The following is a 19,094-nucleotide window of genomic DNA, read 5'->3' on the forward strand; positions in this document are numbered from 1 at the left end:
TTTTCCCAGGCAAGCCCGCTGCCACCGCCAGCACAGCCTTTAAAACCTGTGCCGTACCTGTGGGAGCGGGCTTGCCCGCGAAGGGGCCTCAACAGGCACTATGCCCTCTGATCAGTCCGCTCTCCTTCAGCCCCCGCATCGCCCCCTCCATCGTCCGCATCCCTTGCGCTGCACCCGCCTGCATCACCGAGCACAACTGCGCCATCCGCCCCTCCCGGAGCAGGTTTCGCACTGCCGGCGTCGCCACCAGCACTTCCCGCGCCGCAACCCGGCCACCGCCCACACGCCTGACTAGCACCTGCGCCACCACCATCTGCAACGACTCGGCCAGCATGGCCCGTACCAACCCCTTTTCCTCGGCAGCAAACACCTCTACCAGCCGGTCGATGCTGCTGGCCGCCGAACGGGCATGCACGGTCGCCAGCACCAGGTGCCCAGTCTCGGCTGCACGCAAGGCCAGGCGAATGGTTTCAAGGTCGCGCAACTCGCCAATCATGATCACATCCGGATCCTGGCGCAGCGCACTGCGCAGACCCTGAGCGAAGCCACTGCTATGGCGACCGATCTCACGCTGATTGACCAGGCTCCGCTGGCTGCTGTGGATAACTTCGACAGGGTCTTCCAGGGTAATGATGTGCAGCGCCCGCACCCGATTGAGCTGGTCGAGCAGTGTCGCCAGCGTGCTGGACTTGCCACTGCCGGTGGGGCCACCGACCAGGATCATGCCATTTTGATACTGCGCAATAGCTTGAAACACATCCACCAGATCAAGCTCCTCCAGCGTAGCGATACGCCCCGGGATCAGGCGGAAGGTGGCCGCAGGCCCATTCAACTGGCGAAACAGGTTGACGCGAAAGCGCCCGAGTACAGGCAACTCCAGCGCCATGTCCAGTTCATCGCCCTGTGCCCACTGCGTGCGCCGCTCATCATCGAGCAGGTCAGCCATGGCCTCGATCAAGTTATCTGCCCCCACGGGCGGCGAATTCATGCGCTGCAACTCACCATCCACGCGCTGCATCGGTATCTGGCCCGCCGCCAGGTGCAGGTCCGAAGCCCCCGCCTCCATGGCCCGGGCCAACAGGTCGGTCACTTCCATGAGACTCCCCAAAGGCCGTCAAGCAGGTAGAATGCCGCAAACCCTAAAGCCGCCGGCATTCATCCATGTCCACCCTAGCAGACAACCTTTCCGCGATTTCTGCCCGTATCGCCAGTGCTGCCCAGGCAGCCGGGCGTGCGCCGGCCAGCGTTCAGTTGCTGGCCGTGAGCAAAACCAAGCCCGCCGCCGCGATCCGCGAGATCCACGCGGCTGGCGTGCGCGATTTCGGGGAAAACTACCTACAGGAAGCACTGACAAAGCAGCAGGAACTCGGCGACCTGCCCTTGATCTGGCACTTCATCGGCCCCATTCAGTCGAACAAGACCAAAGCCATTGCTGAGCATTTCGACTGGGTACATTCCGTGGACCGCCTGAAAATCGCCCAACGCTTGTCGGAACAGCGCCCTGCCGGGCTGGGGCCGCTGAACATCTGCCTGCAGGTGAATGTCAGTGGCGAGGACAGCAAATCCGGTTGTGCTCCCGCCGACTTGCCAGCCCTGGCCAAGGCTGTCGCGGCACTGCCTAACCTGCGCCTGCGCGGCTTGATGGCCATTCCCGAACCCACAGATGACCGCGCCGCCCAGCAGGCAGCCTTCGCCAGTTTGCGCACCTTGCAAGAGGGCCTGGACCTGGGCCTGGATACCCTGTCCATGGGCATGAGCCACGACCTCGAAGCGGCGATTGCGCAGGGTGCGACCTGGGTACGTATCGGTACCGCCCTGTTCGGTGCCCGCGACTACGGCCCTAACTGATTGCATGCTTAACTCACTCTTCCCCACAAGGACCTGACATGAGCAAGACTCGTATTGCGTTTATCGGCGCCGGCAACATGGCCGCCAGCCTGATCGGTGGTCTGCGTGCCCAAGGCCTGGAAGCTTCGCAGATCCGCGCCAGCGACCCGGGCGCCGAGACCCGCTCGCGCATCCAGGCCGAGCATGGCATCGAAGCCTTCGAGAACAATGCCCAGGCCATCGACGGCGCCGACGTAATCGTGCTGGCGGTCAAGCCGCAGGTCATGAAAGCGGTGTGCCAGGCCCTGCAACCCAACCTGCAGGACGGTCAGCTGATCGTGTCCATTGCCGCCGGCATCACCTGCGCCAGCTTGCAAAGCTGGGTAGGCGCCCGCCCGGTGGTGCGCTGCATGCCAAACACCCCCGCCCTGCTGCGCCAGGGTGTGAGCGGCCTGTATGCCACCGCCGAGGTATCTGGCGAACAGCGCCAGCAAGCCGAGCAACTGCTGTCGGCCGTGGGCACCGCCCTGTGGCTGGAGCAAGAACAGCAACTGGACGCCGTGACTGCGGTGTCCGGCAGCGGCCCGGCGTACTTCTTCCTGCTGATCGAGGCCATGACCGCAGCCGGCGAAAAACTCGGCCTGCCACGCGAGACCGCCTCCCAGCTGACCTTGCAGACCGCCTTGGGCGCGGCGCACATGGCCGTTGCCAGCGATGTCGATGCTGCCGAACTGCGCCGCCGCGTCACCTCGCCCGCCGGCACCACCGAAGCGGCAATCAAGTCGTTCCAGGCCAGCGGCTTCGAAGCCATTGTCGAGCAGGCGCTGCAGGCTGCGGCCACGCGTTCCGCCGAGCTGGCCGAACAACTGGGCAAATAAGGAGTTTTAGATGAATGCACTGTCCGGCGCCGCGATCTTCGTGGTGCAAACCCTGGTCAGCCTGTACCTGGTGATCGTCCTGCTGCGCTTTGTGCTGCAACTGGTCAAGGCCAACTTCTACAACCCGCTGTGCCAGTTCGCCGTCCGCGCCACGCAGCCGCTGCTCAAGCCGATCCGCCGTATCATCCCCAGCATTGGCGGCCTGGACACCTCGTCGCTGCTGCTGTCGGTACTGATCCAGGCGCTGCTGATGGCCTTCGTGCTGATGGTCACCTATGGCACCTTCGGCGACGTCCTGCACCTGCTGATGTGGGCCATCATCGGTATCACCTCGCTGTTCCTCAAGATCTTCTGGGTGGCCATGATCGTCATGGTGATCGTCTCCTGGGTTGCGCCCAACAGCCACAACCCGGCTGCCGAGCTGGCCTACCAGATCAGCGAACCCGTGCTGGCACCGTTCCGCCGCATCGTGCCCAACCTGGGCGGCATGGATATTTCGCCGATCTTCGCCTTCCTCGCGATCCAGGTGATCCAGTCGTTCGTCATGCCACCGCTGGCCGCCTACGCCGGCATGCCACAAGAGCTGTGGCGGATGATCTGACCCCGCTTGCCCCCAGCCGCAAGCCTTTGCTTGCCGCTGGGGGTAGCGCTCTTTAGACTTACGCCTCCGTCAAGCGTGAGCAGGGTCGATGTCCACTGTCTTTCCCGAAGATTCCGTCGGTCTGGTAGTACCGCAAACCGCCCGGTTCGATGAACCGCTGGCTTTGGCCTGTGGCCGCTCCCTGGCCGGCTACGAGCTGGTCTACGAGACCTACGGCACCCTGAATGCCAGCGCGAGCAATGCCGTGCTGATCTGCCATGCCCTGTCCGGCCACCACCATGCCGCTGGCTACCATGCCGCCACGGACCGTAAGCCGGGCTGGTGGGACAGCTGCATCGGCCCCGGCAAACCGATCGATACCAACCGCTTCTTCGTGGTCAGCCTGAACAACCTCGGCGGCTGCAACGGCAGCACCGGGCCCAGCAGTGTCAACCCGGCCACCGGTAAACCGTATGGCGCCGAGTTCCCGGTATTGACCGTGGAGGATTGGGTGCACAGCCAGGCACGGCTCGCCGACCGCCTGGGCATCCAGCAGTGGGCAGCTATCGTCGGCGGCAGCCTGGGTGGCATGCAGGCACTGCAATGGACCATGACCTACCCCGACCGCGTACGCCACTGCGTCGACATCGCCTCGGCACCCAAGCTGTCGGCGCAGAACATCGCCTTCAACGAAGTGGCGCGCCAGGCCATCCTCACCGACCCTGAATTCCATGGAGGCTCGTTCCAGGATCAGGGCGTGATTCCCAAACGCGGCCTGATGCTGGCGCGCATGGTCGGCCACATCACCTACCTGTCCGATGATTCGATGGGTGAAAAATTCGGCCGTGAGCTGAAGAGCGACAAGCTCAACTACGACTTCCATAGCGTCGAGTTCCAGGTCGAAAGCTACCTGCGCTATCAGGGCGAGGAGTTTTCCGGCCGTTTCGATGCCAACACCTACCTGCTGATGACCAAGGCGCTGGACTACTTCGACCCGGCTGCCGCCCAAGGCGGCGACCTGGCAGCCACCCTGGCAGGGGTCAAGGCAGACTACTGCATCATGTCGTTCACCACCGACTGGCGCTTCTCCCCGGCCCGTTCGCGGGAGATCGTCGACGCCCTGATGGCGGCGCGCAAGAACGTCTGCTACCTGGAGATCGACTCGCCGTACGGCCACGATGCCTTCCTGATCCCCACACCTCGCTACATGCAGGGTTTCTCGAACTACATGAACCGCATTGCCATCTGAGGACAGCATGAGAGCCGATCTGGAAATCATCCACGACTGGATCCCCGCCGGCAGCCGGGTACTTGACCTGGGCTGCGGCAGCGGCGAACTGCTGGCCTCGCTGCGTGACCGCAAGCAGGTCACCGGCTATGGCCTGGAGATCGACGCCGACAACATCGCCGCGTGCGTGGCCAAGGGCGTCAACGTCATCGAGCAGGACCTGGACAAGGGCCTGGGCAACTTCGCCAGCAACAGTTTCGACGTAGTGATCATGACCCAGGCCCTGCAGGCCGTGGAGTACCCTGACCGCATCCTCGACGAGATGCTGCGCGTGGGCCGCCAGTGCATCATCACCTTCCCCAACTTCGGTCACTGGCGCTGCCGCTGGTACCTGGCGACCAAAGGCCGCATGCCGGTATCGGACTTCATGCCGTATACCTGGTACAACACGCCGAACATCCACTTCTGCACCTTCGCCGACTTCGAAGAACTGGTGCACGAACGCAGGGCAAAGGTACTCGACCGCCTGGCCGTCGACCACTTGCACCGTAACGGGTGGGGTGGCCGGCTATGGCCTAATCTTCTAGGTGAAATCGGCATCTACCGCGTCAGCAGCCCGGGCCTGCAAGAACACCAGCTCGCCGTCTGACGTCCACTGGAGGAATTGCCCCATGCGTCGCCTAGCCCTGTTCCTGATCAGCCTGTGCCTGGCATTGCCGGTACTGGCTGCCGATGCCGCCCGGCCCGAGCGCAAGGAAGTGTTTGGCGATGTGACGGTGCATTACAGCGCATTCACTTCGAGCATGCTCACACCCGAGGTGGCTGCGGCCACCGGTCTGGTGCGCAGCAAGAACCAGGGCGTGCTCAACATTGCCGTGCTCAAGGCCGGCAAGCCCACCCCAGCACTGGTCAGCGGCAAGGTCAAAGACCTGACCGGGCGCATCAGCCCGCTGTCGTTCAAGCAGGTTACCGAACCGGGAGCGGTTTACTACATCGCCCAGTTCAAGATCGAACAACCAGAAACCGTCACCTTCGACCTGACCATCGAAACCGGCGGCATCAGCAACTCCCTCAGCTTCAACCAGGAAGTGTTCCCAGGCGAATGATGAATTTCCAGCAACTCGTATTGGCCAGCCATAACGCCGGCAAACTCAAGGAACTCCAGGCCATGCTCGGCCAGTCCGTGCAGCTGCGCTCGATTGGCGAGTTCAGCCAGGTCGAGCCGGAAGAAACCGGCCTGTCGTTCGTCGAGAACGCCATCCTCAAGGCACGCAACGCCGCGCGTATTTCCGGCCTGCCGGCCCTGGCCGACGATTCTGGCCTGGCCGTGGACTTCCTCGGTGGTGCGCCGGGCATCTACTCGGCACGGTATGCCGACGGCAAGGGTGACGCGGCGAACAATGCCAAGCTGCTCGAAGCCCTGAAAGACGTGCCCGAAGCCGAGCGCGGCGCGCAGTTCGTCTGCGTACTGGCACTGGTACGCCATGCCGACGACCCGCTGCCGATCCTGTGCGAAGGCTTGTGGCACGGCAGCATCCTGTTCGAGGCCAGCGGTGAGCACGGCTTCGGCTACGACCCGCTGTTCTGGGTACCGGAGCGCAACTGCTCCAGCGCCGACCTGGCCCCTGTAGATAAAAACCAGCTCAGCCACCGCGCCCGTGCCATGGCCCTGCTGCGCCAACGTCTGGGCCTGGCATGATCGAAATGCTGTCCTCTCCCGGCGCGGCGGCCTTTACCAGCCTGCCGCCGCTGGCGCTGTACATCCACATCCCGTGGTGCGTACGCAAATGCCCTTACTGCGACTTCAACTCCCACGCTGCCGGGCCTGAACTGCCGGAAGACGCCTACGTCTCGGCCCTGCTGGACGACCTTGACCAGGAGCTGGCTGCCGTACAGGGCCGCCCGATCAGCTCGATCTTCTTTGGTGGCGGTACACCCAGCCTGTTCAGTGCCAACGCCCTGGGGCGGCTGCTGCGCGGCGTGGAACAACGCATCCCGTTCGCGCCAGACATCGAAATCACCCTGGAGGCCAACCCGGGTACCTTCGAGCAGGACAAGTTCAAGGCCTACCGGCAAACCGGCATCAACCGCCTGTCCATCGGCGTACAGAGCTTCCAGCCAGCCAAGCTGGAGGCGCTGGGACGCATCCACAATGGCGACGAAGCGATCCGTGCTGCCGGTATGGCGCGTGCTGCCGGCTTCGACAACTTCAACATGGACCTGATGCACGGCCTGCCCGACCAGTCGCTGGATGACGCGCTGGGTGACTTGCGCCAGGCCATCGACCTGGGGCCGACGCACCTGTCGTGGTACCAGCTGACCGTGGAACCGAACACGGTGTTCTGGAACCAGCCGCCAGAGCTGCCCGAGGACGACATCCTCTGGGACATCCAGGAGGCGGGCCAGGCACTGATGGCCGAGCATGGGTTCCGCCAGTACGAGGTTTCGGCCTATGCCCAGGCGGACCGCGCCGCGCGGCACAACCTCAACTACTGGCGCTTTGGTGACTTCATCGGCATTGGTGCCGGCGCCCACGGCAAGCTGACCTTCGCCGACGGGCGCATCCTGCGCACCTGGAAAACCCGCCTGCCCAAGGACTACCTGAACCTGGCCAAGCCGTTCAAGGCTGGCGAGAAGCTGCTGCCGGTCGACGAGCTGCCGTTCGAGTTTCTGATGAATGCCCTGCGACTTACCGATGGCGTGGAAGCCGAACTGTTCACCCAGCGCACTGGTTTGCCGCTTGCACAACTGCGCGAGGCACGCCGCGCCGCCGAACAAAAAGGCCTTTTACAGGTCGAACCGGATCGACTGGTAGCCACGCCAAGGGGCCAGTTGTTCCTCAACGACCTGCTGCAGTATTTCTTGACCTAAGGATGACCCATGGATCTGGTACTTGATCTGCTCGCGACGGTTTCCCACTGGAGCCGCGGCAACCTGTCGGAGATTTCACTGGCCTTGGTAGGCTGCCTGCTGGTGCTGTTCGGCAGCGATGTCAAAGCCTGGGCCGAGCAACGCCTCGGTGGCCTGGCGGGCGCCCTGCGCGTGCCGTTCATGGCGCTGATGGTGATGATCGGCAGCGGTGCGGCACTGATCTACGCCACGCCGTGGGTGGTGAAGGGGCTGGGCCAGTTCAACAACTACGCGCTGGCGCCGGTGTTGCTGGTGGTGCTGGTGTTGATTGGTGTGGTGGCTGATCGCCGAGGGTAAGGGTTGCAAAAAGCTGCCCCGGGAAACCAGGGCACCCCTACCACCTGACTAGCCCTTAACGGGCATCATCGAAGTGGTCACGCATGAAGTCCCGAACGGTCTTGAGCACAATCAAGATCCGAATGAGCTTCCAGACGCGGCTCAGCGCATCAAGCAAACGCTTCATATGCCTTGGCCTCCGTGTTGGCGGGCCAATCTTCCAGCATCTAACCGGCACTTCGATGCCTTCGAAAACTCTGGGGACGTGTTCGGTGAAGTGGCCAGGTTAATGGCCCTTCGAAGTCAGTTACCGGCACGGTTCTCAGGCCGTGTCGAAGGGGCCGGAAAGCAGAATTCTTCTCCTACCCGACCCATCACCGAATTTTTCCCCACAGGAGCAACACGATGATAATTGGGATGCGCAATCAAAGCTGTTAACCGCGCAGACACACGTGGTGCTGGATATTTCTGATCGTTGACGCGCCCTTTTTGGCTGCTTATGATCCCCTGACTGTGGGGACGTTTTCGGTGAAGTCCCAGAGCGAAGGATACTCAGTCCTGTCGCTCACAAAAAAACCGCCTTTCTCAAGGCGGTTTTTTTCGCCCGCACTTCTGCAAGCACCAGCACATCGAAAGGCCAGATCAGCCGATCAATCCGCCTTCTCGAACTTCAAGTCCCACACCCCATGCCCCAGCCGCTCGCCGCGGCGTTCGAACTTGGTGATCGGGCGCTCTTCCGGGCGTGGCACGTAGGTGCCGTCGGCTGCACGGTTGCGATAGCCCGGGGCGGCGCTCATCACTTCCAGCATGTACTCGGCATACGGCTCCCAGTCGGTGGCCATGTGGAACACGCCACCGGGCTTGAGCTTGCGACGTACCAGCTCGGCAAACTCCAGCTGGACGATGCGGCGCTTGTGGTGGCGCGCCTTGTGCCAAGGGTCTGGGAAGAACAGCATCAGGCGGTCGAGGCTGTTGTCCGCCACACAGCGGTTCAGCACTTCGATGGCATCGCAGTCGTACACCCGCAGGTTCTTCAGGCCCTGAGTCAGTACGCCGTTGAGCAGCGCGCCGACACCCGGGCGGTGCACTTCCACACCGATGAAGTCCTGTTCCGGCGCGGCAGCCGCCATTTCCAGCAGGGAATGGCCCATGCCGAAGCCGATCTCCAGGGTGCGCGGCGCCGAACGGCCGAACACCTGGTCATAGTCCACCGGGCTGTCGGCCAGCGGCAGGATGTACAGCGGGCCGCCCTGGTCCAGGCCGCGTTGCTGGCCTTCGGTCATGCGCCCGGCACGCATCACGAAGCTCTTGATGCGGCGGTGCGGGCGCTGGTCGCCGTCGGCGGCGATCGGCGTATCTTGCGAGTCAGTCATCTGGGGCTCTTACTTGATCAGACCATCCAGCGGCGAAGAGGCGCTGGCGTAAAGTTTTTTCGGCATACGGCCGGCCAGGTAGGCCATGCGACCGGCGACGATTGCGTGCTTCATGGCCTCGGCCATCAGCACCGGCTGCTGGGCGTGGGCAATGGCCGAGTTCATCAGCACCGCCTCGCAGCCCATTTCCATGGCGATGGTGGCGTCGGAAGCGGTACCCACGCCGGCATCGACCAGCACCGGAACCTTCGATTCTTCGAGAATGATCTGCAAGTTGTAAGGGTTGCAGATACCCAGGCCGGTGCCGATCAGGCCGGCCAGCGGCATGACCGCGATGCAGCCGGCCTCAGCCAGCTGACGGGCGATGATCGGGTCGTCGCTGGTGTACACCATCACGTCGAAACCGTCCTTGACCAGCACTTCGGCGGCCTTGAGGGTTTCGATCACATTGGGGAACAGGGTTTTCTGGTCAGCCAGCACTTCCAGCTTGACCAAGGTCCGCGACTCATGGGACTTGTAGCCATCGAGCAGCTCACGGGCCAGGCGGCAGGTACGAACTGCCTCGACGGCGTCGAAGCAACCTGCGGTATTTGGCAGGATGGTGTACTTGTCGGGCGACAACACGTCGAGCAGGTTCGGCTCGCCCGCATTCTGGCCAAGGTTGGTCCGGCGCACGGCCACGGTGACGATCTCGGCACCCGAGGCCTCGGTTGCCAGGCGGGTTTCTTCCATGTCACGGTACTTGCCGGTGCCAACCAGCAGGCGCGACTGGAAAGTGCGCCCGGCCAGGATGAAGGGCTTGTCGCTACGAACGTTGCTCATCGTTGTTCCTCGGGAAAAGGTTGCAGGGCTTGCTTGAGAACCGCCAGGCTGCTGTCAGCCGCCACCGATGGCGTGAACCACTTCGACCTGGTCGCCGTCGTTCAGCAGCGTGCTGTCATGCTGGCTACGCGGCACGATATCCAGGTTCAGTTCCACGGCAATGCGGCGCCCGCTCAGCTCCAGGCGCGTCAGCAGGGCTGCAACGCTCTCGCCGGCAGGCAGTTCGTAAGGTTCACCGTTCAGTTGAATGCGCATGCGCACGGCCACCATTGTTCTTTGGGGCCCGCATTCTAGCGCCGAACCGCCCTGCAACCCAAGGGCGGTGCGCGCCATTAGTCGCGATTGTGGACCACTCGGTCAGCCCAGCCGCCAGGCTGCCAGGCCCAGGCACAGCCAGCCGGCAAGGAAGCACAGGCCACCAATCGGGGTGATGATGCCCAGCTTGCCCAGGCCGCTGAGGGTCAGCAGGTACAGGCTGCCGGAGAACAGCACGATGCCTATGACAAACAGCCCCCCGGCCCATCCGACCAGGCGCCCGGGCAGGTGAGCAGAAAGCAGGGCAACACCGAAGATCGCCAGGGCATGTACCAACTGATAGGTCACGCCGGTATGAAAGATCGCCAGGTAGTCGGCCGTCAGCCGGTTTTTCAGGCCATGGGCGGCGAACGCGCCCAGGGCGACGCCGGTAAAGCCGAAAAAAGCGGCAAGCATCAGGAAGCTGCGAAGCATGGGACGACTCCTTGTATCGGGTCTGTATAATGGCCCCTTCCACCCAAACGGCCAAGCCATCGCCATGCTGCCAACCCTTATCCGCCGCCTCTCCCGCGCTCTGCTTTGGTTCGCTGCCGGCAGCATCGTGCTGGTGCTGGTGTTCCGCTGGGTGCCGCCGCCCGGCACGGCGTTGATGGTCGAGCGCAAGGTGCAGTCATGGGTGAGTGGCGAGCCGATCGACCTGCAGCGCGACTGGGAGCCATGGGAAAACATCTCCGATGAGCTAAAGGTCGCAGTCATTGCCGGCGAGGACCAGAAGTTCGCCAACCATTGGGGTTTCGACATCCCTGCCATCCAGGCGGCCCTGGCCTACAACGAGCGCGGCGGCAGCATTCGCGGGGCCAGCACCCTGACCCAACAGGTGGCCAAGAACCTGTTCCTGTGGTCCGGGCGCAGCTGGTTCCGCAAAGGGCTGGAAGCTTGGTTCACAGCCTTGATCGAGCTGTTCTGGTCCAAGGAGCGGATTCTGGAGGTTTACCTGAACAGCGCCGAATGGGGCAAAGGTGTGTTTGGGGCTCAAGCCGCGGCGCGCTATCACTTTGGTGTGGATGCCAGCCGGCTCAGCCGCCAGCAGGCCGCGCAACTGGCGGCGGTGCTGCCCAGCCCAATCAAGTGGAGTGCCAGCCGGCCAAGCGCCTACGTGGCCAGCCGGGCCGGCTGGATTCGCCGGCAGATGAGCCAGTTGGGCGGGCCCAGCTACCTGCTGCAGCTCGATATTTCGCGCAACAAGCTTTGAGTTTCGCGGTGATGCGCAGATCGAGCGCCGCCCGCGCGGCGCATCGCGAGCTGCGCTCGCTCCTACGTTTGTTTCGGGCCAGTAACGCCTGTGATAGGCGTGCGCGACCGCCTTGTTTGTACGGCGCGATATTGGGGCATCCGCCAAGGCGTCCGCGCGCAAATGTCACAGGAATCATTGGCCCGAAACAAACGTAGGAGCGAGCGCAGCTCGCGATGCGCCGCGCCGGCGGCGCTCGATCTCACGGGCGTCACAACATTCACGCCGAGCACAAAAAAGCCGCTCGCCCCATCGGGGCCAGCGGCTTTCTCTACAACCAAGGCTCGATCAGGCAGCGATCAGCGCCTTGACCTTGTTCATCGCATTTTTCTCCAGCTGGCGAATTCGCTCAGCCGAAACGCTGTACTTGTCAGCCAGCTCATGCAACGTAGCCTTTTCTTCAGCCAACCAGCGCTGGTAGAGAATATCGCGGCTACGCTCGTCCAGCCCTTGCAGCGCTTCGTGAAGGTTGCTGGTGGAGTTGTCGCTCCAGTCGGCATCTTCCAATTGCACCGCAGGGTCGTAACGATGGTCTTCCAGGTAGTGCGCAGGCGACTGGAAGGCGCTGTCGTCGTCAGCCTCGGCTGCCGGGTCGAAGGCCATGTCCTGGCCGCTGAGGCGGCTTTCCATCTCGCGCACTTCGCGCGGCTCGACACCCAGGCTTTCCGCCACGCGATGCACTTCGTCGTTGTTCAACCAGGCCAGGCGTTTCTTCTGGCTGCGCAGGTTGAAGAACAGCTTGCGCTGGGCCTTGGTGGTGGCCACCTTGACGATGCGCCAGTTGCGCAGGATGAACTCGTGGATCTCTGCCTTGATCCAGTGCACGGCGAACGACACCAGGCGCACGCCCATTTCCGGGTTGAAGCGCTTGACGGCCTTCATCAGGCCGACGTTGCCTTCCTGGATCAGGTCGGCCTGGGCCAACCCGTAGCCGGCGTAGCTACGGGCGATATGTACGACGAACCGCAGGTGGGCCATCACCATTTGACGAGCGGCCTCGACATCCTGCTCATAATAGAGACGCTCGCCCAGATCACGCTCCTGCTCGACCGTCAGCAGCGGAATGCTGTTGACCGTGTGCACGTAGGCTTCCAGGTTTGCACCGGGTACCAGGGCATAGGCAGGTTGCAACGATGTGGTCATTCAAGAACCTCCGACTTTCAAAACTCGCGCCTTGTGGGCGCTGCCAACATTGACCTGGAACGACGGTACAAGTTCCGCAGTGAAGAAAATGTCAATGCTGGCACGTAAAAACTATCGCGGCGCCAGCTCGTTCAGGTGGCGGGCGACTGCAATCCATGCACCGATATACCCCAACAGCACCGCTCCGATCAAGAGCGACAGACCATCGGACGCCGGCACCCCACCCAGGGCGAAGTCACTGCCATACAGCCCGGAAAGCCCTACCACCGCCTCGTTCAGCCAGTTCAGGCCAAACGCCAGGATACCCCACGCCAGCAACCCCGCGCCCAGGCCATACAGGGCGCCCATGTACAGGAAAGGCCGGCGCACGTAGGCGTCGGTGCCACCGACCAGCTTGATCACTTCGATCTCGACGCGGCGGTTTTCAATGTGTAGACGGATTGTGTTACCGATTACTAACAGCAGGGCAGAAATCAGCATCACGGCCAGACCAAAGACGAAGCGGTCACCCAGCTTGAGGATAGCGGCCAGCCGCTCGACCCAGACCAAGTCCAGTTGCGCCACTTCCACCCGTGGCAGCTCCGACAGACGCTGACGCAAGGCGTCCAGGGCCGGCTTGTCGACCTCGGTCGGAGTGACTACCACCACCCCTGGCAACGGGTTGTCAGGCAGTTCGCGCAGGGCCTCGCCCAAGCCGGACTGTTGCTGGAACTCTTCAAGCGCCTGCTCGCGGCTGACATATTGCGCATCCGCCACGCCGGGCATGCCCTTGATCTCGTCGCGCAGCGCCTCTCCGTCACGGCTGCCGGCATCCAGCTTGAGGTACAGCGAAATCTGCGCTGCGCGCTGCCACGAGCCGCCCAGTTGCTCAACGTTCTTCAGCAGCAACGACAGGCCCATCGGCATACTCAGTGCCACCGCCATCACCAGGCAGGTGAAGAAGCTGCCGATCGGCTGCTTGCCCAGGCGGCGCAGGCTGTCGGCCATGCTGGCACGGTGGCTTTCCAGCCAGGCATGCAGCAGCGTGCGGAAATCCGGGCCGTCATCGTCTTCACCGCGCTTTTTCTTCGCAGGTTGCGGATCAGCCGGCTTCGGCGCAACCCGCTCGGAAACCTTCGGCGTACGTGTAGTGCTCATTGGCCGGCCTCCCCATCGCCGATCAAGCGGCCGCGCTGCAAGGTGAGCATGCGGTGACGCATGCGCGCAATCAGTGCCAGGTCGTGGCTGGCGATCAATACCGTGGTGCCCAACCGGTTGATGTCCTCGAACACGCCCATGATTTCTGCCGCCAGCCGAGGGTCGAGGTTACCGGTGGGTTCGTCAGCCAGCAGTAGCGCTGGCTGATGGACGATAGCGCGGGCAATGCCGACCCGCTGCTGCTGCCCGGTGGACAGGTCGGCCGGGAACAGCTCGCCCTTGTCGGACAGCGACACACGCTCCAGGGCCGAGTCCACGCGCTTGGCGATCTCGGCCTTGGACAGGCCGAGAATCTGCAGCGGCAAGGCAATGTTGTTGAACACCGTGCGGTCGAACAACAGCTGGTGGTTCTGGAACACCACGCCGATCTGCCGGCGCAGGAACGGGATTTGTGCGTTGCTGATCTGGCCCAGGTCCTGCCCGGCCAGCATCAGCTTGCCGCTGGTCGGGCGTTCCATGGCCAGCAGCAGGCGCAGCAAGGTGCTCTTGCCAGCGCCCGAGTGGCCGGTGACGAACAGGAACTCGCCCCGGCGCGCCCGGAAACTCAGCTCATGCAAACCGACATGACCATTGGGATAGCGCTTGGCAACCTGTTCGAATCGGATCATGGTCAGTCTCGCTCGGCGAACAGAGCCTTGACGAACGGCTCGGCTTCAAAGGTGCGCAGGTCGTCGATGCCTTCACCGACGCCGATGAAACGGATCGGGATGTTGAACTGCTTGGCCAAGGCGAAGATCACCCCGCCCTTGGCAGTGCCGTCCAGCTTGGTCAGGGCCAGGCCGGTCAGTTCGACGCTCTGGTTGAAGTACTTGGCCTGGCTGATGGCGTTCTGCCCGGTACCGGCATCGAGCACCAGCAGCACCTCGTGCGGCGCCTCGGCGTCGAGCTTGCCGATGACCCGGCGGACCTTCTTCAGCTCCTCCATCAGGTTGTCTTTAGTGTGCAGACGACCCGCAGTGTCGGCGATCAGCACATCGACACCTCGGGCCTTGGCGGCCTGCACGGCGTCGAAGATCACCGAGGCAGAATCGGCACCGGTGTGCTGGGCGATGACCGGAATCTGGTTGCGCTCGCCCCACACCTGCAGTTGCTCGACCGCCGCGGCACGGAACGTATCACCCGCGGCCAGCATGACTTTCTTGCCTTCCAGCTGCAGTTTTTTTGCCAGTTTGCCGATGGTGGTGGTCTTGCCGGCACCATTCACGCCCACCACCAGGATCACGTAGGGCTTGTTCTGCGCCTGCACTTTCAGCGGCTGCTCGACCGGGCGCAGCAACGCGGCCAGTTCTTCCTGCAGAGACTTGTACAGGGCGTCGGCGTCGGCCAGCTGCTTGCGGGCGACCTTCTGGGTCAGGTTCTGGACGATGGTCGAGGTGGCTTCCACCCCCACGTCGGCGGTCAGCAGGCGGGTCTCGATCTCGTCGAGCAGGTCGTCGTCGATGACCTTCTTGCCGAGGAACAGGCTGGCCATGCCCTCGCCGATGCTGGCGCTGGTCTTGGACAGGCCCTGCTTCAGGCGGGCGAAGAAGCCGGGTTTGGCTGGTTCGGTAACGGTTGCGCCAGCCATAGGCTCGGGCTCGGACTGCACAGGCTCTGCTACCGGGCGCTCAGGGATCGCTGGCGGAGCCATCGGCTCCAGGTCAGGGACGAGAGCGACGGGCTCCTCGGCAACGGGCAAGACCAGGTTGCTGACCGGGGGTTCAACGGCTTGAACGACCTGTGCTGCTACTGGCGCAGGGGGTTCGACCTGTGGGGCGACAGGCTCGGCATTCGCGGGCACGTCCATGCCCACAGGGGTAGGCTCAGGCACCGGAGTAACCACAGGGGCCGGCGCAAGCTCAGGAGCCGGGGCAGCCACTGGGACAGGTGCAGGCTGAGGGACCGGCGCAACCACCGGGGCAGGTGCAGGCTGAGGGACCGGCGCAACCACCGGGGCAGGTGCAGGCTGAGGGACCGGCGCAACCACCGGGGCAGGTGCAGGCTCAGGGGCCAATGCTGGCTCGGTAGCCCGAGGGGTCTCAGGTGCAGGTACGGGGGCTTCTGCAACCGTCGGCTCGACCGGAGCAGCTTCAAGCTGCTCGACGGCGGACGCCGGTGCTACAGGCTCTACAGCCTGGGGTTCAGGGGCTTGTGGCTGTTCGGCGACAGGTTGCTGCGGCTTCTTTCGAAACCAGCTGAACAGGCCTTTCTTCTCGCCAGCCTCGGCCGGCGCTTTTTTGTCGTCGTTGGAACCAAACATGGAGGACGGCTATCTCAGGGTAGCGATAAGCCAGCAATGGCTCATCGGGAATTCTCTCTACGCAGAACAGACTATCTTGAAGCCGGCTGGTTCATGCGCAACGTTTTGTCTTAGTGTCCTGCGGGCCAGAACGGCGACAGGCATGGTCGCCAGGCAACCGGATCAGTATCCTAGCACCTCCTGGCCCGCCGACGCTAAACCCAGCGGGCCGTCGAACAGGTTGAACACCTTATGAATGCTCTAGCCCGCCGCGCCGCAGGCCTGTTGCTCGGCACGCTCTGCCTGCCGCTCGCAGCCTTCGCCGCCGATGTGCAACCCACCCACGAATTCATCCTCGACAACGGCCTGAAGGTGGTCGTGCGCGAAGACCACCGCGCCCCGGTGGTGGTCTCGCAGATCTGGTACAAGGTCGGCTCCAGCTACGAAACGCCGGGCCAGACAGGGCTGTCGCACGCGCTGGAACACATGATGTTCAAGGGCAGCGCCAAGCTTGGCCCGGGCGAGGCCTCGCGGGTACTGCGTGACCTGGGGGCTGAAGAGAACGCCTTCACCAGCGACGACTACACCGCCTATTACCAGGTGCTGGCGCGCGACCGCCTGCCGGTAGCGCTGGAGCTGGAGGCCGACCGCCTGGCCAGCCTGCGCCTGCCGGCCGACGAGTTCAGCAAGGAAATCGAGGTCATCAAGGAAGAACGCCGCCTGCGTACCGACGATCAGCCCAACGCCAAGGCTTTTGAGCTGTTCCGCGCCATGGCCTACCCGGCCAGCGGTTACCACACCCCGACCATCGGCTGGATGGCCGACCTGGAACGGATGAAGGTAGAGGAACTGCGCCACTGGTACGAATCCTGGTACGCGCCCAACAACGCCACGCTGGTGGTAGTTGGGGACGTCACACCCGACGAGGTGAAGGGCCTGGCGCAGAAGTACTTCGGCAGCATCCCCAAGCGCGCCGTGCCGCCGGCCAAGCTGCCACTGGAGCTGGCCGAGCCTGGCCTGCGTCAGCTGACCCTGCATGTACGCACCCAGCTCCCAAGCCTGATCTATGGCTTCAACGTGCCCGGTCTGCCGACTGCCAAGGACCCGCGTACCGTGCATGCCCTGCGCCTGATCTCGGCACTGCTCGACGGTGGCTACAGCGCCCGCATGCCAGCGCGCCTGGAACGTGGCCAGGAGCTGGTGGCCGGCGCATCTTCCAGCTACAACGCCTTCACCCGAGGTGACAGCCTGTTCCTGATTTCGGCCACACCGAACGTACAGAAACAGAAAACCATGGCCGACGTCGAGAAAGGGGTGTGGCAATTACTGGACGAACTCAAGACCACCCCGCCCAGCGCCGAAGAGCTGGAGCGGGTACGTGCACAGGTCATCGCCGGTTTGGTCTACGACCGCGACTCCATCAGCAGCCAGGCCACCACCATCGGCCAGCTCGAAACCGTCGGCCTGTCCTGGAAACTGATCGACAGCGAACTGGATGAGCTAAAGCGCGTCACCCCGCAGGACATCCAGAACGCCGCGCGCACCTACTTCACCCGCGAACGCCTGAGCGTTGCCCATGTTTTGCCTGAGGACCCCGCTCATGAGTGATCGTCGCGCACCACGCCCAACCCTGCTGGCCACCGGCATCCGCGCCCTGGCGCTGGCGGCAGTGCTGGCCGCCCCGGCCATGGCCGACAACGCCGCCAAGGCCGACAGCAACGCGGCTCGCCCGGCCAATACCTTGCAGTCGCTGGCCGAGCTGGATGGCAAAGCGCCCAGCCGCCGCCAGCTGAACATCCAGCACTGGAACACCGCCGAGGGTGCCCGGGTACTGTTTGTCGAGGCCCGCGAACTGCCGATGTTCGACCTGCGTGTCACTTTCGCTGCCGGCAGCAGCCAGGACGGCGGCACGCCAGGCCTGGCTGCACTGACCAACGCCATGCTCAACGAAGGTGTGGCCGGCAAGGACGTGACCGCTATCGCCGAAGGTTTCGAAGGACTAGGCGCAGACTTTGGCAACGGTTCCTACCGCGACATGGCCGTGGCCTCGCTGCGTAGCCTAAGCGCCAAGGACAAGCGCGAGCCGGCGCTCAAGCTGTTCACCGAGGTGGCCGGCAAGCCTAGCTTCCCTGAGGACGCCCTCAAGCGCATCAAGAACCAGATGCTGGCGGGTTTCGAATACGAGAAGCAGAACCCCGGCAAGATTGCCGGCAAGGCGCTGTTCGCCAACCTCTACGGCGACCACCCCTACGCTCACCCAAGCGACGGCACCGCCGAAAGCATAAACGGCATTAGCCTCGCACAGCTGCGGGCCTTCCACGCCAAGGCCTATACCGGCGGCAACGCAGTGATCGCCCTGGTCGGCGACCTCAGCCGCGCCGAGGCTGAAGCCATCGCCGCGCAGGTGTCTGCCGGCCTGCCCAAGGGCCCGGCGCTGGCCGCACCGGCTCAGCCCGCAGATGCCAAGGCAGGCCTTACCCATATCGACTTCCCGTCCAAGCAGACCCACCTGATGCTGGCCGAGCTGGGCATCGACCGCCAGGACCCGGACTGGCCAGCGCTGTCGCTGGGTAACCAGATCCTCGGCGGCGGTGCGTTCGGTACCCGGCTGATGAGTGAAGTGCGAGAAAAACGCGGCCTGACCTACGGTGTGTACTCGGTGTTCAGCCCGATGCAGGTCCGCGGCCCGTTCATGATCAACCTGCAAACCCGTGCCGAGCTCAGCGAAGGCACGCTCAAGCTGGTGCAGGGCATTCTCGCCGACTATCTCAAGACAGGGCCCAGCCAACAGGAACTGGACGACGCCAAGCGTGAGCTGGCCGGCAGTTTCCCGCTGTCCAATGCCAGCAATGCCAGCATCGTCGGCCAACTCGGCGCCATCGGTTTCTACAACCTGCCTCTGACCTGGCTGGAGGACTTCATGCAGCAGTCCCAGGCGCTTACCGTCGAGCAGGTCAAGGCAGCCATGAACAAACACCTGTCAGCCGATAAACTGGTGATCGTCACCGTTGGCCCGAAAGTGCCACAGAAAGCGCTGCCAGCACCCACTGACAAGCCCTCCGAGCAGCCGCTCGGGGTACCGGAGCACTAATGCCA

21 protein-coding genes are annotated in these 19,094 nt (G+C 63.5%); 12 read left to right on the top strand and 9 right to left on the bottom strand.

Annotated features, from left to right (window positions below; genetic code table 11):
- Positions 1-88 precede the first annotated feature (88 nt).
- A complete protein-coding gene (locus tag DMX11_RS14660) occupies positions 89-1,096 on the bottom strand; it encodes a type IV pilus twitching motility protein PilT (RefSeq protein WP_110745175.1) in 1,008 nt (335 codons plus the stop codon).
- Positions 1,097-1,161: 65 nt separating this feature from the next.
- Between DMX11_RS14660 and DMX11_RS14665 the strand changes: the two genes are divergently transcribed.
- The 9 genes from DMX11_RS14665 to DMX11_RS14705 all read left to right on the top strand — a co-directional run bounded on the left by DMX11_RS14665 (position 1,162) and on the right by DMX11_RS14705 (position 7,720).
- Positions 1,162-1,848 carry a YggS family pyridoxal phosphate-dependent enzyme gene (locus tag DMX11_RS14665; protein ID WP_110745176.1) on the top strand — a complete coding sequence of 229 codons (687 nt, stop codon included), beginning with the start codon at positions 1,162-1,164 and terminating at the stop codon, positions 1,846-1,848.
- A gap of 38 nt (positions 1,849-1,886) precedes the next feature.
- Positions 1,887-2,705, top strand: coding sequence for a pyrroline-5-carboxylate reductase (gene proC / locus DMX11_RS14670; RefSeq protein ID WP_110745177.1), 819 nt, complete (start codon positions 1,887-1,889; stop codon positions 2,703-2,705).
- A 10-nt stretch (positions 2,706-2,715) separates the two neighbouring features.
- Entirely contained in the window at positions 2,716-3,306 is a 591-nt protein-coding gene (locus tag DMX11_RS14675) for a YggT family protein (protein ID WP_110745178.1), read from the top strand.
- A gap of 88 nt (positions 3,307-3,394) precedes the next feature.
- Positions 3,395-4,534 (top strand): homoserine O-acetyltransferase, encoded by a 1,140-nt coding sequence (locus DMX11_RS14680; RefSeq protein ID WP_110745179.1) that lies wholly within the window; start codon positions 3,395-3,397, stop codon positions 4,532-4,534.
- Between the two features lie 7 nt (positions 4,535-4,541).
- Positions 4,542-5,162, top strand: coding sequence for a methionine biosynthesis protein MetW (gene metW, locus DMX11_RS14685; RefSeq protein ID WP_003249106.1), 621 nt, complete (start codon positions 4,542-4,544; stop codon positions 5,160-5,162).
- 22 nt (positions 5,163-5,184) lie between these two features.
- On the top strand, positions 5,185-5,619 hold the full coding sequence (locus DMX11_RS14690) for a DUF4426 domain-containing protein (protein ID WP_110745180.1): 435 nt from the start codon (positions 5,185-5,187) through the stop codon (positions 5,617-5,619).
- Positions 5,616-6,212 carry an RdgB/HAM1 family non-canonical purine NTP pyrophosphatase gene (gene rdgB, locus DMX11_RS14695; protein WP_019097207.1) on the top strand — a complete coding sequence of 199 codons (597 nt, stop codon included), beginning with the start codon at positions 5,616-5,618 and terminating at the stop codon, positions 6,210-6,212. Before DMX11_RS14690 ends, rdgB begins: the two co-directional genes overlap by 4 nt.
- Positions 6,209-7,384 (top strand): radical SAM family heme chaperone HemW, encoded by a 1,176-nt coding sequence (gene hemW, locus DMX11_RS14700; protein WP_110745181.1) that lies wholly within the window; start codon positions 6,209-6,211, stop codon positions 7,382-7,384. Before rdgB ends, hemW begins: the two co-directional genes overlap by 4 nt.
- A gap of 9 nt (positions 7,385-7,393) precedes the next feature.
- The gene (locus tag DMX11_RS14705; protein ID WP_110745182.1) at positions 7,394-7,720 is read left to right on the top strand and encodes a DUF3392 family protein; all 327 of its coding nucleotides are present in this window, start codon (positions 7,394-7,396) and stop codon (positions 7,718-7,720) included.
- A 629-nt stretch (positions 7,721-8,349) separates the two neighbouring features.
- On the opposite strand, the gene trmB is transcribed toward DMX11_RS14705, so the two are convergent.
- The 4 genes from trmB to DMX11_RS14725 all read right to left on the bottom strand — a co-directional run bounded on the left by trmB (position 8,350) and on the right by DMX11_RS14725 (position 10,623).
- Positions 8,350-9,072, bottom strand: coding sequence for a tRNA (guanosine(46)-N7)-methyltransferase TrmB (gene trmB / locus DMX11_RS14710; RefSeq protein ID WP_110745183.1), 723 nt, complete (start codon positions 9,070-9,072; stop codon positions 8,350-8,352).
- Positions 9,073-9,081: 9 nt separating this feature from the next.
- Positions 9,082-9,894, bottom strand: a complete 813-nt coding sequence (locus DMX11_RS14715) for a thiazole synthase (RefSeq protein ID WP_110745184.1) — start codon at positions 9,892-9,894, stop codon at positions 9,082-9,084.
- A gap of 54 nt (positions 9,895-9,948) precedes the next feature.
- Entirely contained in the window at positions 9,949-10,149 is a 201-nt protein-coding gene (thiS, locus tag DMX11_RS14720; protein ID WP_110745194.1) for a sulfur carrier protein ThiS, read from the bottom strand.
- A 102-nt stretch (positions 10,150-10,251) separates the two neighbouring features.
- Complete coding sequence (locus DMX11_RS14725) at positions 10,252-10,623, bottom strand: DUF423 domain-containing protein (RefSeq protein ID WP_110745185.1); 372 nt, start codon at positions 10,621-10,623, stop codon at positions 10,252-10,254.
- Positions 10,624-10,687: 64 nt separating this feature from the next.
- On the opposite strand from DMX11_RS14725, the gene mtgA reads away from it, so the two are divergent.
- A complete protein-coding gene (gene mtgA / locus DMX11_RS14730) occupies positions 10,688-11,401 on the top strand; it encodes a monofunctional biosynthetic peptidoglycan transglycosylase (RefSeq protein WP_110745195.1) in 714 nt (237 codons plus the stop codon).
- 327 nt (positions 11,402-11,728) lie between these two features.
- Here mtgA and rpoH read toward each other — a convergent pair whose 3' ends face one another.
- The 4 genes from rpoH to ftsY form a co-directional block, all read right to left on the bottom strand.
- Positions 11,729-12,583 (bottom strand): RNA polymerase sigma factor RpoH, encoded by an 855-nt coding sequence (gene rpoH / locus DMX11_RS14735; protein WP_003249083.1) that lies wholly within the window; start codon positions 12,581-12,583, stop codon positions 11,729-11,731.
- A gap of 111 nt (positions 12,584-12,694) precedes the next feature.
- A complete protein-coding gene (gene ftsX / locus DMX11_RS14740; RefSeq protein ID WP_110745186.1) occupies positions 12,695-13,720 on the bottom strand; it encodes a permease-like cell division protein FtsX in 1,026 nt (341 codons plus the stop codon).
- Complete coding sequence (gene ftsE, locus DMX11_RS14745) at positions 13,717-14,388, bottom strand: cell division ATP-binding protein FtsE (protein WP_012274659.1); 672 nt, start codon at positions 14,386-14,388, stop codon at positions 13,717-13,719. The genes ftsX and ftsE overlap by 4 nt, the downstream gene beginning before the upstream one ends.
- Positions 14,389-14,390: 2 nt before the next feature.
- Complete coding sequence (gene ftsY, locus DMX11_RS14750) at positions 14,391-16,019, bottom strand: signal recognition particle-docking protein FtsY (RefSeq protein ID WP_110745187.1); 1,629 nt, start codon at positions 16,017-16,019, stop codon at positions 14,391-14,393.
- A gap of 231 nt (positions 16,020-16,250) precedes the next feature.
- Here ftsY and DMX11_RS14760 point away from each other — a divergent pair, with 231 nt between their 5' ends.
- Both DMX11_RS14760 and DMX11_RS14765 read left to right on the top strand, forming a co-directional pair.
- Positions 16,251-17,606 (top strand): pitrilysin family protein, encoded by a 1,356-nt coding sequence (locus tag DMX11_RS14760; protein WP_110745189.1) that lies wholly within the window; start codon positions 16,251-16,253, stop codon positions 17,604-17,606.
- The gene (locus DMX11_RS14765) at positions 17,599-19,089 is read left to right on the top strand and encodes a pitrilysin family protein (protein WP_110745190.1); all 1,491 of its coding nucleotides are present in this window, start codon (positions 17,599-17,601) and stop codon (positions 19,087-19,089) included. The genes DMX11_RS14760 and DMX11_RS14765 overlap by 8 nt, the downstream gene beginning before the upstream one ends.
- Positions 19,090-19,094 lie beyond the last annotated feature (5 nt).

The sequence above is a fragment of the Pseudomonas sp. LB-090624 genome, from assembly GCF_003205205.1.
Lineage (GTDB): Bacteria > Pseudomonadota > Gammaproteobacteria > Pseudomonadales > Pseudomonadaceae > Aquipseudomonas.

Coding starts and splice junctions, on each gene's coding strand:
- DMX11_RS14660 (WP_110745175.1), bottom strand. CDS start 1,096: ATGGAAGTGACCGACCTGTTGGCCCGGGCCATGGAGGCGGGGGCTTCG.
- DMX11_RS14665 (WP_110745176.1), top strand. CDS start 1,162: ATGTCCACCCTAGCAGACAACCTTTCCGCGATTTCTGCCCGTATCGCC.
- proC (WP_110745177.1), top strand. CDS start 1,887: ATGAGCAAGACTCGTATTGCGTTTATCGGCGCCGGCAACATGGCCGCC.
- DMX11_RS14675 (WP_110745178.1), top strand. CDS start 2,716: ATGAATGCACTGTCCGGCGCCGCGATCTTCGTGGTGCAAACCCTGGTC.
- DMX11_RS14680 (WP_110745179.1), top strand. CDS start 3,395: ATGTCCACTGTCTTTCCCGAAGATTCCGTCGGTCTGGTAGTACCGCAA.
- metW (WP_003249106.1), top strand. CDS start 4,542: ATGAGAGCCGATCTGGAAATCATCCACGACTGGATCCCCGCCGGCAGC.
- DMX11_RS14690 (WP_110745180.1), top strand. CDS start 5,185: ATGCGTCGCCTAGCCCTGTTCCTGATCAGCCTGTGCCTGGCATTGCCG.
- rdgB (WP_019097207.1), top strand. CDS start 5,616: ATGATGAATTTCCAGCAACTCGTATTGGCCAGCCATAACGCCGGCAAA.
- hemW (WP_110745181.1), top strand. CDS start 6,209: ATGATCGAAATGCTGTCCTCTCCCGGCGCGGCGGCCTTTACCAGCCTG.
- DMX11_RS14705 (WP_110745182.1), top strand. CDS start 7,394: ATGGATCTGGTACTTGATCTGCTCGCGACGGTTTCCCACTGGAGCCGC.
- trmB (WP_110745183.1), bottom strand. CDS start 9,072: ATGACTGACTCGCAAGATACGCCGATCGCCGCCGACGGCGACCAGCGC.
- DMX11_RS14715 (WP_110745184.1), bottom strand. CDS start 9,894: ATGAGCAACGTTCGTAGCGACAAGCCCTTCATCCTGGCCGGGCGCACT.
- thiS (WP_110745194.1), bottom strand. CDS start 10,149: ATGCGCATTCAACTGAACGGTGAACCTTACGAACTGCCTGCCGGCGAG.
- DMX11_RS14725 (WP_110745185.1), bottom strand. CDS start 10,623: ATGCTTCGCAGCTTCCTGATGCTTGCCGCTTTTTTCGGCTTTACCGGC.
- mtgA (WP_110745195.1), top strand. CDS start 10,688: ATGCTGCCAACCCTTATCCGCCGCCTCTCCCGCGCTCTGCTTTGGTTC.
- rpoH (WP_003249083.1), bottom strand. CDS start 12,583: ATGACCACATCGTTGCAACCTGCCTATGCCCTGGTACCCGGTGCAAAC.
- ftsX (WP_110745186.1), bottom strand. CDS start 13,720: ATGAGCACTACACGTACGCCGAAGGTTTCCGAGCGGGTTGCGCCGAAG.
- ftsE (WP_012274659.1), bottom strand. CDS start 14,388: ATGATCCGATTCGAACAGGTTGCCAAGCGCTATCCCAATGGTCATGTC.
- ftsY (WP_110745187.1), bottom strand. CDS start 16,019: ATGTTTGGTTCCAACGACGACAAAAAAGCGCCGGCCGAGGCTGGCGAG.
- DMX11_RS14760 (WP_110745189.1), top strand. CDS start 16,251: ATGAATGCTCTAGCCCGCCGCGCCGCAGGCCTGTTGCTCGGCACGCTC.
- DMX11_RS14765 (WP_110745190.1), top strand. CDS start 17,599: ATGAGTGATCGTCGCGCACCACGCCCAACCCTGCTGGCCACCGGCATC.